Source organism: Alkalibacter rhizosphaerae, assembly GCF_017352215.1.
Lineage (GTDB): Bacteria > Bacillota > Clostridia > Eubacteriales > Alkalibacteraceae > Alkalibacter > Alkalibacter rhizosphaerae.
Genome location: NZ_CP071444.1, coordinates 613,577 through 628,246 on the forward strand (window position 1 = coordinate 613,577; position 14,670 = coordinate 628,246).

12 protein-coding genes are annotated in these 14,670 nt (G+C 45.7%); 2 read left to right on the plus strand and 10 right to left on the minus strand.

What is annotated here, in order from left to right; translation table 11 throughout:
• Positions 1-14 precede the first annotated feature (14 nt).
• From J0B03_RS03015 to J0B03_RS03055, 9 genes are all read right to left on the minus strand, one after another.
• The gene (locus tag J0B03_RS03015; RefSeq protein ID WP_246798214.1) at positions 15-1,769 is read right to left on the minus strand and encodes an NADH-ubiquinone oxidoreductase-F iron-sulfur binding region domain-containing protein; all 1,755 of its coding nucleotides are present in this window, start codon (positions 1,767-1,769) and stop codon (positions 15-17) included.
• Between the two features lie 82 nt (positions 1,770-1,851).
• A complete protein-coding gene (locus J0B03_RS03020) occupies positions 1,852-2,385 on the minus strand; it encodes an NADH-quinone oxidoreductase subunit NuoE family protein (protein ID WP_207300395.1) in 534 nt (177 codons plus the stop codon).
• Positions 2,386-2,629: 244 nt separating this feature from the next.
• On the minus strand, positions 2,630-3,772 hold the full coding sequence (locus J0B03_RS03025) for a SpoIIE family protein phosphatase (protein ID WP_207300396.1): 1,143 nt from the start codon (positions 3,770-3,772) through the stop codon (positions 2,630-2,632).
• Between the two features lie 21 nt (positions 3,773-3,793).
• Positions 3,794-5,461, minus strand: a complete 1,668-nt coding sequence (locus J0B03_RS03030) for a [Fe-Fe] hydrogenase large subunit C-terminal domain-containing protein (protein ID WP_207300397.1) — start codon at positions 5,459-5,461, stop codon at positions 3,794-3,796.
• A 136-nt stretch (positions 5,462-5,597) separates the two neighbouring features.
• Positions 5,598-6,302 carry a DNA alkylation repair protein gene (locus J0B03_RS03035; RefSeq protein WP_207300398.1) on the minus strand — a complete coding sequence of 235 codons (705 nt, stop codon included), beginning with the start codon at positions 6,300-6,302 and terminating at the stop codon, positions 5,598-5,600.
• 109 nt (positions 6,303-6,411) lie between these two features.
• Entirely contained in the window at positions 6,412-7,392 is a 981-nt protein-coding gene (locus J0B03_RS03040; RefSeq protein ID WP_207300399.1) for a uroporphyrinogen decarboxylase family protein, read from the minus strand.
• Positions 7,393-7,444: 52 nt separating this feature from the next.
• Positions 7,445-8,062: a cobalamin B12-binding domain-containing protein gene (locus tag J0B03_RS03045; protein WP_207300356.1), complete on the minus strand. Its 618-nt coding sequence runs from the start codon at positions 8,060-8,062 to the stop codon at positions 7,445-7,447.
• Positions 8,063-8,112: 50 nt separating this feature from the next.
• Positions 8,113-8,919, minus strand: coding sequence for a methyltetrahydrofolate cobalamin methyltransferase (locus tag J0B03_RS03050; protein ID WP_207300355.1), 807 nt, complete (start codon positions 8,917-8,919; stop codon positions 8,113-8,115).
• A gap of 226 nt (positions 8,920-9,145) precedes the next feature.
• Positions 9,146-9,691: a DUF2284 domain-containing protein gene (locus tag J0B03_RS03055; RefSeq protein WP_207300400.1), complete on the minus strand. Its 546-nt coding sequence runs from the start codon at positions 9,689-9,691 to the stop codon at positions 9,146-9,148.
• Positions 9,692-9,837: 146 nt separating this feature from the next.
• Between J0B03_RS03055 and J0B03_RS03060 the strand changes: the two genes are divergently transcribed.
• Entirely contained in the window at positions 9,838-11,091 is a 1,254-nt protein-coding gene (locus J0B03_RS03060; RefSeq protein WP_207300401.1) for an MFS transporter, read from the plus strand.
• Between the two features lie 173 nt (positions 11,092-11,264).
• The gene (locus J0B03_RS03065) at positions 11,265-12,581 is read left to right on the plus strand and encodes an MFS transporter (RefSeq protein ID WP_207300402.1); all 1,317 of its coding nucleotides are present in this window, start codon (positions 11,265-11,267) and stop codon (positions 12,579-12,581) included.
• Between the two features lie 68 nt (positions 12,582-12,649).
• Here J0B03_RS03065 and feoB read toward each other — a convergent pair whose 3' ends face one another.
• Positions 12,650-14,656, minus strand: a complete 2,007-nt coding sequence (feoB, locus tag J0B03_RS03070; protein ID WP_207300403.1) for a ferrous iron transport protein B — start codon at positions 14,654-14,656, stop codon at positions 12,650-12,652.
• Positions 14,657-14,670: the final 14 nt, after the last annotated feature.

Consider the following 14,670-nt stretch of genomic DNA (forward strand, 5'->3'; position numbering starts at 1 on the left):
CGTCTGCTCCTCCTCTATTCTACGACAATCGCTTCGTACTTGCAGACTGCAAAGCAGGCTCCACACTTGGTACACATGGTTTGGTCGATGCGATGAGCCGGTTTTTGTACCATCTTGATGCAATGAACCGGACAAACCTTTACACAAGCCCTGCACCCGATGCATTTATCTTCGAAAATCCGATACGTTCTCATTCCCTTGCATGATCCGGTATCGCATTTGTGATCAGTGACATGACGTTCATACTCTTCCCGGAAATATTTCATGGTGCTGAGCACCGGATTTGGAGCAGTTTGCCCAAGACCACACAGGGCGGAAAGTTTGATGTTGTTGCCGAGGCGTTCCAGTTTCTCCAAATCCTCAAACTGCCCCTCGCCTTTTGTGATCTGATCCAGAATTTCATACATTCGTTTGGTACCGATTCGACAAGGTGTGCATTTTCCGCAAGACTCTTCCTGGGTGAATCCCAAATAGAATTTGGCAATATTCACCATGCAGTCCGTTTCATCCATGACGATCATCCCACCAGAGCCCATCATGGACCCGATTTCCTTCAAACTGTCGTAGTCGATGGGAGTGTCCAAATGCTCCACAGTGATCACACCTCCGGAAGGTCCGCCGGTTTGTACTGCACGGAATTCCTTGTCGTTGTTGATTCCCCCACCAATGTCATAGATTATTTCCCGCAAGGTGGTTCCCATAGGGACTTCCACCAACCCAACTCTGTTGACTTTTCCTACCAAAGCAAAAACTTTGGTTCCCTTGGATTTTTCCGTTCCGATCCCGGCAAACCAATCCGCGCCGTTTAAGATGATGGATGGTACATTTGCCAAAGTTTCCACGTTGTTTACTGTTGTTGGCTTCTCCTTGTAACCGGAAACAGACGGATAGGGCGGTTTCTTTGTGGGTTCCCCCCGTTCTCCTTCCACGGAATGGATCAGCGCGGTTTCTTCTCCACAGACAAAGGCACCTGCACCTAGTCGCAACTCGATGGAAAAGTCAAATCCGCTGCCAAAAATATTTTCCCCCAATAAACCCAGCTCCTTCGCTTGAGCTATTGCAATTTTTAGTCGCTCAATGGCCAATGGGTATTCTGCACGTATATAAATGATTCCCTGATTTGCTCCTGTGGCATAACCGCCTATGGCCATAGCCTCCAATACGCTGTGCGGATCTCCTTCCAATATGGAACGATCCATAAACGCCCCCGGATCCCCTTCATCCGCATTGCAGATGATATACTTTTCTTTTGCCGGTTGCAAGGCAGTGGCGTGCCATTTGTATCCTGTCGGATATCCTCCACCACCTCTTCCCCGAAGGCCACTCTTTTTGATGATCTCCAATACGCTGTCTGGATCTTTCTGTTCCAATACTTTTCCCAATGCTTCATATCCCCTATAGGCGATATAATCCATGATGTTTTGCGGATCCACAGACCCGCAGTTACGCAGTGCTATACGTTTCTGTCTTTTCTTTCCGCTTCCCTCCTGATCCGCTCTTTCAAAACCTATCTCCAACATGTTTCTTTCCGGCACTTCTCCTTCTCCGAAATGACTATCTACAATAATACCCGCTGCTGCTTCATCTACATAACCATAGTAAGCAGGAGCTTGGCCTGGTATATTCACTTGAATGGTTGGCTCACAATAACAGGACCCAATGCATCCAACCGGACTGACTTTTACATCCGACATCCCCTTTTTCTTCAAGGCCTTCTCCAATGCGTTAAAAGTGTTCTTTGCACCAGCAGCAATGCCGCAAGTTGCCATTCCCACCAATATTTCCGGTTTTGCCTCCATGGCTTCACCAGTTTCCCGCAACAGATATACATCTTCCAACGTTGCTTTCGCTTCAAACAGCTGACTCAGCGTGCTGATTTTCATGTTGCTCCTCCTTCCGATATACATCAAGGATTTCCTTTACGCTCTCTTCCGTCAAGTGTCCATAAACTTTGTCATCGATCATGGCAACGGGTGCCAACCCGCAGGCTCCAATGCACCGAACATCTTTAACGGTAAACAATCCGTCCGAAGAGGTCTCCCCGGGGTTCACACCTAACTCAAGACAAATCTTTTCCAAGATTCGATCGGCCCCCTTAACAAAACAGGCCGTACCCATGCACATGCTGATGGTATGCTTTCCTCGTGGCTCCTGCGTAAAAAAGGAATAAAAAGTAACGATGCCAAATACTTTCGCAGCAGGAATACCTAATCTTTTCGAGATGTACAATTGCACCTCCAAAGACAGATAGCCGAAAATTTCCTGTGCCTTGTGCAATATATGGATCAACAAACCTTCTTTGTCCTCCAAACTATCCATATACGCATCCAGTTCTAAAAGCTTTTCTTTCGGAAGTTTCACTTTTGCCAACTTGCTTCTTTCCATCCTCCCCAATCCTTTCTTAGTTAGTTTATATTGTCGACTCATTATGTTTGTTATTTAACGAACGTTTTTGGTTAAAAAAATAGCCTCCCAAGTTGTATTTTTTCATTATTTTGAAAAGACATTCCTTGGAAGACAATTTTGTTATTGACATCTTATTTATAAAAGCGCTGCTTGTCAACACTTTTTTGTTGAATGTTGAAATATTTTTATTTTTTTTATTAAATAAAAAATTAGTTTTTTTTCCTCAATAATTTGTAATCTCAACGATTTTCCCCATTGCTTTTAGCTTTTTTGCTAATATTCTAACGATCATGTTTCTTGGCATCACGCCCATCTCCTTGAAATCCAGTGTGCCATGGGCATCGTTGTAAGCCCCGCCAACCAAAAAATCGACACGGTCTGCTTGTTGCATGAGCAGGCTAATTTTTTCTACGACATTGGGCTCCTCCACCTCTTGCAAGGAATCCTCCAAGATGTTGCAAACCCGATTAAGAACCAGTGCTCCTTCGCTGACCACATCCAGTCCTTGGATCCGATATTCCGGGATACTTCCGTAAACGCCTTTTCGGTCTTTTTTTTCCACCACTTGACCTACTACCCTGGATACGATGTCCGCAGTCGAAGAACCGCAAACAACTTTCCATCCGTCTTTCTCCATTCCACTGAGCACATATTCACGATCCATGGAAGGGTTAGACGGCGGACCAGTCATGATGACGAGTCGCTTGCCCTCTCGGTTTTTCAGAAAAGCCAAGGTGGTATCGTCCTCCCAAACACCTCCACATTTTTCAAAAACCAGCTCCATGACCCCGTCGCAAATCTCTTCTTCATTTTTATCGTGATCAAGGAGGTAGTTCAAAACATCAGATATCCTTTTTTCCCCAACGCCCATGGGATACCCCCTGCCCATGCCCGCCTGGCTCACACCGTCGGTAAACAACATCAACCCGTCTCCTGGATACAATATTCCTGCGGTTTCTTCCACCCATTCTTTTCCGGCTCTTAATTTGGTCATGGCAGGAAGAAATCCCATCCCGTCTGCCACCACCAGAGGAACCGGAGACTCGTAGGTGTGGATCGTATAGTGTCCGTCTGAGAATATCTTTGCCAAGGTAAATGCGGCGAAAGGAAATGCTTCCTTTCTTGCTCGATGCATGGATTCTGCGGTCAGTAATGCTGCAGCTTGAGTGGACATGTTTCCCATGGCCAGCTGCAATAAACGACTCGCACAGGTCGTCGCTGCGATATTTGCATAGATCCCCGATCCGATCCCATCGCAAAGAACAGCCAGGGTATATTCTCTGCTTCTTTCCATTAGGAAAACATCTCCGCAGACTCTCTGGCCGTTTTTCTTTTCTTGTCGCAATACATCCTGGACGTAGTTCAACTTCCCGCCCCCTTGCTATCCCTATTCAAAAAGATTCATCAATCGTTGCAGCAACTCTTCGCTTTTGGCAGTATTTGCGCCTAAAAAATGTGCCAACTCTTGAGAAAAGTTGATCTGATGATGGAGCAACTCCTTGATATTTTCCATTGTTTGACCTTTGATCAAATCCAACTGTCGATCATCAAATTTAATTTTTGACAGATTGATGTAAATCCCGACATACTGATTTTCATCCGGCAAATAATATGCGATCTCCTGGTACTTGACGCCGTACTTGGCGTTGATGTATTCGTGTTTCGATTGGGATGCCTCCACCATTTTTTCATATCCGTAGCCATCCAAAAGGTAGGAGATCCTCTTTCCCAATACGGCGTTGTTGCATAAAAACATGGCTTTAAAAGCGGGATTCATGTGCAAGATATGGAGGTTTTCGTCCAAAAGAACAATGCCATTTGGGCTGGTTTCCATTATTTTATCCGTCTTCTGGATCGCCAGTCTTCTCATGTAAGGCATGCACATTTCCGGTTGCGCCATCCCTTTTACTACGGCAATGGCACTGTCCCGACAGGTCTTGTATCCACAAGCTCCACAATTGAGCTGAAGATCCGGGGAGGATTTCCCGGTTTTCTCCAAAATGTCGTTGATCAACTCTTCTGACACAAGAGAGTAGTATGTTTTTGGATAGGATTCATGAAAAGATGTGCCGCAAAGTATGGAACGATCGATATCTTCCTGTTGCGTGTCTCTTAACAATTTTGCATATGCTAACACATCTTGTTTTCTTAAGAAAAGATTCTTTTCCGAAGGAAACCCGGCTCCATTGATGCAGCCGCCGGCACAAAACAGCGGTTCCACATATCGGTACGTCCAACTATCCAGTGGCAAGTCAAACAGTGCTTCCACTTCCTCTGGGCCGCTGATGTGAAGTACGTTTGGATCGATGTTGTCCACGGGAAGTTGTCCTGTTTTCAACATTCCACCCTGCAAGGGAAACAATCTGGCCTCCGACAAAACACCTCTGCTTTCAAAGGTTTCTTCCTTCAATGACTGGAAATCAATACCTGCGTCTTCCAACCATTGGGCAAGTTCTTCGAAAGTCAAGACTCCATTGATGGCATCTCTGTTTTCCGGTCTTAAAGCCTCCTGTTTTTTGGCAGAACACGGTCCGATAAAAACTACAGACCAATCCGAACCAAGTCGATGTTTCAGCATTCTTCCATGAGCCACCATGGGAGATGTGACGGGGATCAGATGGTCCCTGTAATCCGGTCGGTACTTTTCTATGTAATTAACTACTGCAGGACAAGCGGTACAGATGGTTCCTCCATTATCTATGTTAAAAGAATCCTCCGTAATTTTCTTTGCTCCTTCCGCTGTTTCAGAAACATAAGAAAATCCAAGTTTTTTAAGCGCAGCAGGCAGTTTGAGCCATAACGTCCTCGGGAAAAATGCTGGGAAAGAAGGCGCCATGCTTACTGCAACTTTTTTATGAACGACCATTTCCTGTACTTCTTCAAGACTTCGACGTATTAATTTAGCATGTTGGGGACATTCCCGGACACAGGTACCACATCCTATACAAAGTTCCCGCTCCACAGAGGCCTGGCCATCATGGACACGAATCGCCTTTACCGGACAGACCCGTACGCAGCGGTAACAATCATGACAATTTGCTGTCAAGGTATACACAATTCCTCTTCCATCATCCATTGGCTTAACCTTGCTATCCTTTCCATTTCTGTCGTTTTCACTATTCTACCTTACTCGGGACTGTATTCCAACTGTATAATTAATTTTTTAACAATTTGGTCCATACTTTGTCATATTATCTAGTTCCTTTCAAATAAGACTGCCTTAAGTCTTCATCAAACCTTTCGATGGCATACCGCAACATGGTTCTTGGCATCTCCCGGTAGTACTTGTCCAAAAATTTCATTTCCACGGACTGATCTTTTTTCCCTACTTCCCGAAGCATCCATCCCACCGCCTTATGGATCAAATCATGGGGGTGGTCCAACAGGATCTCTGCAATCCTCAGAGTATCCTCATACTCTCCCCTTTGGATAAAATACAAGGTGGAGATCATGGAGATCCTTTGACTCCACAAATGGTCCCTTTGTGCAAGGTCGACCAGCAATCCCCGATCCCTTTCGTATAGATGTGCGCCAATGATCTTATGGGCCGAGGTATCCACCAGATCCCAATTGTTGATCCGATGAAGGTTTTGCAGGTATAACTTCACCAGCTGCTCCTTGGCTTTCTTATCCCCTTTTTCGTATTGCATGGTCATGACGATCAATGCAAAAAGACGTATCTCATGATAGGGACTCTGAAGCAGTTTTTCCAAATCTTCCACAGAAAGTCTTGGTGCATGTCTTTTTGCCACTTGACGCAGATTTGGTACTGTTATCCCCAAAAATAAATCTCCTTCGCCGTATTCCCCTGGCCCCGTTCGAAAAAAGCGTGGGAAAAATGCAGCCTTTTCCGGATCTATTCGTTCTTTCAATTCCTGGATCGCTGCTTTCATCATTTTTTCCTCCCCAAAATAAATTTCAACTTGGATGTTTCTATTGTAACACGTTCCAAAGAAAAGAAAAAAGACCTGAAGTTTTTTTCAGGTCTTTTGCTTATTCATCAATTTAGAACATTTCCTCTGTCATGCGATCAATGGCCGCATCCGTTGCCTCATAAACTCCCGGGAAGGAACTGATGGCCAAACCTTGGCTTGCGCCAGGAATGAAGTACAGTTTTCCACAGTTTCTGCAGGCTCTTTCGATCTCTTTTTGGACGATCTCTTCTGTCCAGCCTGGGAAATCGATGACGCCACTGTCCACGTCTCCCATAAATGTGATCTGTCCACCGTATTGTTTGATCAATTCCGGTGTGTCGTTTGTGGACATGACTCCCTGCCAGATGTCGATTCCCATTTCGATCATGAAAGGAACCAAGTTTGCCGCATAGCTGTCGCTGTGATGAACGATCAACTCAACTCCGTTTGCCTTATAGTGGCCGTAGATCTTTTTGTAGGCCGGCAAAAGGAACTCTTCAAATGTTGCAGGCGAAATGAAGGAATTCAACTGGCTGCCCCAGTCGTCGTGGTGGAACAATGCATCCGGCTTCAGATGTTTGATGAATTCATCTGCCAGTTTGATCTCCCAGTCTACCAGGAAGTCGATGATCTCTTTCATGTATTCCGGTTCTTCGTAGAAATTCATCAACGCGTCTTCCATTCCCATGAAGTAGTGAAGATGCTCGAAAATTCCCGGTGCTACGAATACGGTCGCGTATTTTTCATTTTTGTCGATGGCCGCTACAGCTTCTTGCGCCGGCTTCCAGGCTTCATCCGGCTTGATGATGTCCGGTGCTTTTACAACTTCTCTCCACTTGGTGATGTCTTTTACCAATTTATGCTCTTCGTCGTGGACCGGGAATGCACCCAGTTGTCCTTCTGGCCATCGAACGGTGATTCCCCACTCGTTGACGATCTCTCCGCCGATGGGCGGTTTCAATCTGGTGATCGGTGTGTTCATGATCATGGTGAAGGGCTCGTATTGTTTCACAAAACGATCCGGATTCCCCCCGGTCATGACTTCTTTCAGGTTTTGTTTGATTGTCAGCATGGTAGTACCTCCATCGTTGTTTTATTTTAGCTCGAATAACGTTTTTTGTTGATTATTTTACCAATTCTTTTGCTTTGGTAACGGCGCTACCAGCGTCCGGAGCGTATCCGTCTGCCTTGATCTCTGTTGCATAAGCTTGAGTAACAGGTGCTCCACCAACGATGACGGTGAATCCGGCATCTTTCAGCGCCAAAGAAGTTTCCTTCAGTGCAGGCATGGTGGTGGTCAACAATCCGGAAGCGGCAACGATGACTGCGTTGTTTTCTTTTGCAACTTCAACAAATTTTGCAGCAGGTACGTCTACACCAAGGTCGATCATGGTGAATCCGGCGCTCTCCAGCATCATGCTTACCAGGTTTTTGCCGATATCATGAAGGTCTCCGGCTACCGTTCCGATAACGCAGGTTCCCAACGATGTGGAAGCGTCTCCGGCCAACAACGGCTTGAGTACGTCTACACCCTTGCTCATGGCTTTTGCAGAAATCAGCATTTCCGGTACGAAGATCTCGCCGGCGGAGAATTTGTCTCCAACGATTCCCATGGACTCGATCATGGCATCCAGAATCTCTTTCGGCTGTGCGCCTCCGTCCAATGCTTCCTGGACCAATCCTGCTACTACTTTGGTTTTACCCTTTGCTACCATTTCTTGAACTTCTTGAATTTTTGACATGTACTGTTCCTCCTCGTAGTGTTGTTATATTGTTTGTTTAATGGTTCCCCTTACTTTTTCTTTGCACCAAAGATGCCTTCCCGATATGCACTGATGTATTCCATGCAGTACTCGTCTTCTCCCAGCATGCACTCTGTTGCGTAGATCATTCCCATCAGGTTTTGATCCGTCGGGTCCAAAATGGCGCTGTCCAAACCGGCTTTCATGGCCAGTACGGTAAATGCCTGGTTGACGATCTTTCGTGCCGGCAGGTTGAAGGAAATGTTGCTTACCGCTCCCGTTACGTGGATGGTCGGGTATTGTTTCTTGATCTCGGAGATGACCGTCTCCACCATGGCGATGCCGTCTTCCGACGTACAAAGCATTTCGATCAATGGATCGATGTGGAATCTGGACGGGTCGATGTTGTACTCTTTGGCTTTTGCCATCAGGTTTGCAAATACTTCCAGTCGCTTTTCCGCCGTTTGCGGGATCCCTGTATCGTCGTTGAGAAGTGCTGCGATCTCCCATTTTGTGTCGGCGATGACCGGGAATACGTTTTCAATTTTCTTTCCCTCCATGGATACGGAGTTGAAAAGACCCGGCTTGTTGCAATACTTCATGGATTCCAGACAAGTCATTTCGTTGGGGCTGTCCACTGCTATGGGAGTATCTGTTACCTCCTGTACCAAGTCGATCAACCATTTCATGGTCTCCAGCTCGATGTCGTCGTCTACCGATGCACAAACGTCAATGAATGTTGCTCCGGCTTCCGTTTGGATTTTTGCCAGATTTCGGATGAAATCGGCGTCCTTGGCGGCGATGGCTTTCGCGACCGAAGGAATGGATCCGTTGATTTTTTCTCCAATGATAATCAATGTGTTCCCTCCTATTAATTAATATTGTCATCGATTGCATTAATTGCACTCGAATTTCAAATTATTTGAAATTTTATTGATACTTTCAATAAACCTACTACATTATACATTACTCTCTCCAATAATTCAATTACATATTGTACATATGAAAAAATTAATGCACTAAAAAAATGGACCCAATATATGTTGCAAAATCGTTATAACTAATTTCTCTTAATTCGCTTTTTTACGTTGTCCCATTCCACAAAATGAGACAAAACCACGTCACCACATTATGACCATTCAAAAAAGACAAATGATTGTTCTCGCAAATCTCCGTCACCAATATGGTTTGGCTTTCAATGCATGGATACATTCGATCCGGATACAAGCATGGGTTATCAGGATAGGTACAGGTGTCACATACCCGGCAAGACTCTGCCGTCAGTATGAGCAGATCTTTTCTATTGTCGAAGACTACCTCATGGATCCGGCGAACGATCTGAATGTGTTCCTTTTGAGCGGCAAGCATTTCTTCCATGTCCATCATGTCCGTCACTTCAGAAACCGTACTGAAAATGAAAGCGTTGTCGTAGGACAAACATCTCGCCTTGCATTCCTCCAGGGAGCCCACTGCCGGAGGACATGACCAGGATCCGCCGTATTGGGGGCATTCCATTTCACATATTTTTCGAACATTAGGATAAAAATTGATTTCATTCGGATCAAAAAATGCATATTCCAGAATGGGAAATGCAGCGATCTTTTTTTCAATGTCTTCTCTACCAAGCATGAATACCCTCCCTTTCACTGTTTCTTCTACATTATATTACAAGACAAATGAGAATACCAAGTCTTCCCCATTGGATTGACGAAATCTTCATTAATGAGTATAATGGTTTTATTTAGTATACTAAGCAAAGTTTTGGAGGACGGTTTATGAAGAGCAACAACACACAAACAACTATTTGGAACAAAGGATTTATTTATGTACTGATCGCAAATATTGGCGTCAGCTTGGCACAGTTTTCCGTTAATACTTATGTTTCTTCCTATATGGGATATCTAGGAATGAGTGCTGTACTCACCGGAATCATCGCCGGCATTTATTTTGGCGTTGCATTTGCATTTCGACCTGTTTCCGGCCCTGCCGTCACCATGTTGAACAAGAAGAAATTGTTGATCATCATCTATGGTGCGGGAATCTTCATCAATTTGGGGTATGCATTATTTCCAACAGTACCCCTGTTCATTACCATGCGATTGCTTCACGGCGTTCAGTTGTCTTTCATGGGTTCTTTGGCCATGACTGTTGCTGCTGAATTTTTGCCGGAGGACAAAATGGCTTCCGGATTAGGCATTTATGGCCTCAGCTATATTGCCGCCCAGGCTTTTGGACCGACTTTGGCAGCAACCTTGCAATCTTTCGGCGAAGCACAGTTCGGTGCCGGAGGAGGATACCGAGCCATCTTTATCGCCGCAGCCATTTTTGCCGCCATTTCTACCATTCCCTGCATTTTGTTACCTTATGAGGGAAAGGCACTGGACAAGGAAGCCGTCCGTGCACTTGGACCCTGGTACAAAAACATCGTAGCCAAGGAAGCAGTATCTCCTTCAACGGTTATGATGCTCATGAGCATTGCCAATGTACTCATTCATACGTACATGATCCCTTACGGTGCTTACAAAGGAATCAGCAACATCGCCATCTACTTTACGATCTCGGCTTTTGTGACTGTATTGTCTCGTCCCATCGCCGGTAGACTGGCGGACCGGTTCGGCCCCGCAAAGGTTTTTTATCCCGGCATACTCTTGACCATGAGCTCTTTTGTATTGATCAGTTATGCCACAGATGTGAAATTCATCATACTGGCAGCCGTTCTGGCTTCCGCGGGAAATGGAACGGTTCTGCCGGCGATCCAGACCATGACCATGCAATCCGTCCCACCTCAAAGAAGAGGAGTCGCCAGCAATACCAACTTCTTGGGAATGGACCTTGGCAACTTTGTAGGACCGGCTTTATCCGGATTCGTTATCAGCCAGTTCAATTTCTCCGTCATGTATCGATTCGCCCTGATTCCCTTGTCTTTGGCCATTATCGTGTTTGCCATGGGCTGGAAACCCTATCTTCGCCAACGGGAGATCCTGGAATCCAAACAAAACGCCGTACACAAAACCATCCATCACAGATAAAACAAGCTGTCCGATTCTCCAAAATTTCGTAGTCCATGCACCGACTGTAACCAGTCGGTGTTTTCTTATACCATGATTCCACATCGCGGCAATTAATCATTGACTAATTTCACATGATGCGATATTATATTTTTGTAAATTATTTTTATTATACTAAATAAGGAGGGATGGTTTTGTTTAAAGTAGGAGAAAACAAAAGATGGTTTTATCCGATTTCTGCATTTTTCATTACGGCCGTTTCCCTGACGACCGGTCTTTGGACCATGTTTTATCCATTGATCATCGCCAAGTTCGAAATGACGATCACGTCTCCCGTCATGTTGGCCAGCATGTTTACCGGATTGGGAAGCATGATCATGGGACCACCGGTAGCCGGTTACATTTTTGACAAAAAAGGACCCAAGATTCCGGCTCTTTTATCCGGTTCCTTCATCGCTATCGGCATGTTTGTTCTTACCATCATGATTCGCCAGGAAACGTGGGCTTCCGCTCAACCACTGTGGTATTTCGGTAGTTTTCTGGTTGGTTTTGGCAGTGGATTATGGGGCGGTACCTATACCACAACCGTTGCCCGATGGTTCCCGGATCGAGTCGGGACCGCTATGGGTCTAGCTGTTGCAGGCGGTGGCACGGGTATCATCATTCTGTCGCCCATGGCCGGATACATCATACGAACTGCCGGTTTCAACGCCACCATTTTCACCATCTTGGGCACTATTGCATTTATCATGATCGTTGGAGTAGGATTCATGTTTTACACAGTGCCTTCTTCCGACTGGAAACCCAAAGGTTGGGTTCCCAAGCCTTCCGCCATCACCGGAAAAGTAGTGGAAGAAAAACACTTTACCTTGAAAGAAGCCATGGCAGACAAGCGGTTTTGGATCTTATACGGCGGTTTCCTGTGCTCCGCGTTTGCATTCATGCTTTTTGCTCAAAATGCTTCCCTGATTTTGATCGAAGGCTTGACAAAAAGCGGCATGACTGCAGAACACGTTTCCGTCAATGTGGTACCCCTGTACCTCTCATTGGTGGCTGCCACCGGATTTTTGGGCCGTTTTGGTTGGGGCTGGTTGATGGACAAACTGGGAAGTCCCTTTAAAACCCTTCCCCTGGTTTACTTCAGCTCCGGTTTGATGATCCTGGTCTTCTATTTGGGATACACCTCTTTGCCATTTGTCATGCTGTCCGCTGGTGTATTGTACTTTGCCTTTGGTGGAGAACCAACGGTTCACTACGCGGCTGTTCCAGCCATCTTTGGCAGAAAACACCTTGGAAAGATCATGACCACGCTGAATGCATTTTCTGTAGGGATCGGCATCGCCCTGGGTCCTTATTTTGGGGCATTCATTCGAGACAAGACCGGCGGCTACTTCTGGGCCATTATGCTGGCCATCGTCCTACGGATGATCGCTACCGGATTCTCCCTGACAGGTTTGATGTATACAAAGAAAATGGATGCAGAAGAAAAAGCGCGTCACGAAAGTTCTTAAGAATACAGAAAAGGAACTCATCTAGAGTTCCTTTTTTCATTCTCTATACCATAACCATGAGGTTTTCTTTAAAAAAGCAATCTGCCGGTCTGATAGATCAACATGGATATCAAATACGCAGTGCCTGTCTGGTACAAGATGGCAAATCCAGTTTCCTTCCATGAATTCAATTCTTTTCGCATGACGCTGATGGATGCAAAACATGGAGAAGCCAGTAGTATAAAAACCAAGAAGGAATAGGCCGCCAGCGGCGTGTATACCGACTGAAGGGAAGTGATAAGCCCGGTCTCCCCCACTCCGTGGAGGACGCTGAGTGTACTGATCACCATTTCTTTCGCTGCAAATCCGGTAATAAAAGCTACAGAAGTGATCCAATCACCGAAACCCAATGGTGCAAAGATCGGGGCGATGATCCTGCCGAACCCTGCCAATAAACTCTGATCGGCATGGACAAACTGGAGTCTTCCGTTGAAAGACTGGGCAAACCACAAGATCACCGATGCTGCGAAGATCACTGTCCCTGCCCGGACCAAAAATTCTTTGGCTTTTTCCCATGTATGGATGACCACGCTTTTGACCACCGGCACTCGGTATGGCGGCATTTCCAGCAAAAAATCAGATTCTTCACCCTTGTATCTCAATTTTGACAAGAGCAAGCCAGACATCATGGCAACAACGACCCCCATAACATACAGGGAAAAAACGACCCAGTGGGAGTTTTTTGGGAAAAAAGCAACCGAAAATAACAAATATACTGGGAGTTTGGCCCCACAACTGATAAAAGGTGTCAAAATGATGGTCAACTTTCGATCCCGCTCGTTTTCCAAGGTACGGGTGGCCATGATCCCCGGTACGGAACAACCAGAACCCACCAACATGGGAATGATGGATTTACCGGACAGCCCGAAACGCTTGAAGATCCGATCCATGAGAAATGCAATACGAGCCATGTAACCACTGTCTTCCATGATGGAAATAAAAAAGAACAAAATCATGATTTGGGGTACGAAGACCAATACGGCACCGACCCCGCCGATGATGCCATCCACCACCAGCGATTCCACCAGGGCAGAAGTCCCCATCCACTGGAGGAGCCAGGTGACGGATCCCGTGATCAAATCACCGACGAGCCATTCCATAAACCGGATGGTGTAATCGCCCAGGCCGGTAATGGTCACATAATAAATAAACCACATGATCCCAAAAAAAATGGGGATGGACAGGATCCGATGGGTCAAAACTCGATCCAGTTTGTCCGTCCATGTTTCCTTGTTGATCTCTGTTTCCTGATTTTGAATGATTTGTCTTGTGACCTTGTTCAAAAATGCATAACGTTGTTCCGCCAGAAGCTGGATCAATGACTTTCCATACTTTTCTTCCACTGCTTTTGCCAACTGGTTACCCGCACCCACAATGGATTTATGCGTTTTCTCCAGTTCTGTTTTTATATTGTTGTTTCCTTCCAGGATCTTCATGGCCATCCATCGTGGATCCCGATCATGGGTCGCTCCCTCTTCAACGATGATCTTCTGTATTTCTTCGATGGCCTTTCGGATTTCTTCGTTGAAATAAGAAAATCTGGCGAATGTACTTGCTTCGTCCAGAATAACTACATCTTTTACTTTTTCTACGTTCTTTCGGTCGTGTGCTCCTGTCGGTATGACTGGTACTTTAAAAATCTCTTGAAACTTGGCCACATCAAAATTCATCCCGCGACGTTTAACTTCATCCATCATGTTGAGAATGACCGTCACTGGCACATTCATTTCCAGTAACTGTACCGTCAGATAAAGATTTCGCTCCAGATTGGAAGCGCTTACCACGTTGATGATCCCATCCGGATGTTCTTCTGAAATATATTCCATGGCAATGATCTCATCGATGGAGGTGGACGACATGGAATAGATCCCTGGCAAATCCACAACCTTAATGTCCGTATTCTTTATAATGCCTTCTTTTTTTTCCACCGTTACACCACTCCAGTTTCCAACGTACTGGGTGGAACCGGTCAGTTCATTGAAAATCGTCGTCTTCCCGGAATTGGGATTTCCAGTCAATGCATAGGTCTTCCCCATGGTTTCATCTCACT

Coding starts and splice junctions, on each gene's coding strand:
- J0B03_RS03015 (WP_246798214.1), bottom strand. CDS start 1,769: ATGGCAACTTGCGGCATTGCTGCTGGTGCAAAGAACACTTTTAACGCA.
- J0B03_RS03020 (WP_207300395.1), bottom strand. CDS start 2,385: ATGGAAAGAAGCAAGTTGGCAAAAGTGAAACTTCCGAAAGAAAAGCTT.
- J0B03_RS03035 (WP_207300398.1), bottom strand. CDS start 6,302: ATGATGAAAGCAGCGATCCAGGAATTGAAAGAACGAATAGATCCGGAA.
- J0B03_RS03040 (WP_207300399.1), bottom strand. CDS start 7,392: ATGCTGACAATCAAACAAAACCTGAAAGAAGTCATGACCGGGGGGAAT.
- J0B03_RS03045 (WP_207300356.1), bottom strand. CDS start 8,062: ATGTCAAAAATTCAAGAAGTTCAAGAAATGGTAGCAAAGGGTAAAACC.
- J0B03_RS03055 (WP_207300400.1), bottom strand. CDS start 9,691: ATGCTTGGTAGAGAAGACATTGAAAAAAAGATCGCTGCATTTCCCATT.
- J0B03_RS03060 (WP_207300401.1), top strand. CDS start 9,838: ATGAAGAGCAACAACACACAAACAACTATTTGGAACAAAGGATTTATT.
- feoB (WP_207300403.1), bottom strand. CDS start 14,656: ATGGGGAAGACCTATGCATTGACTGGAAATCCCAATTCCGGGAAGACG.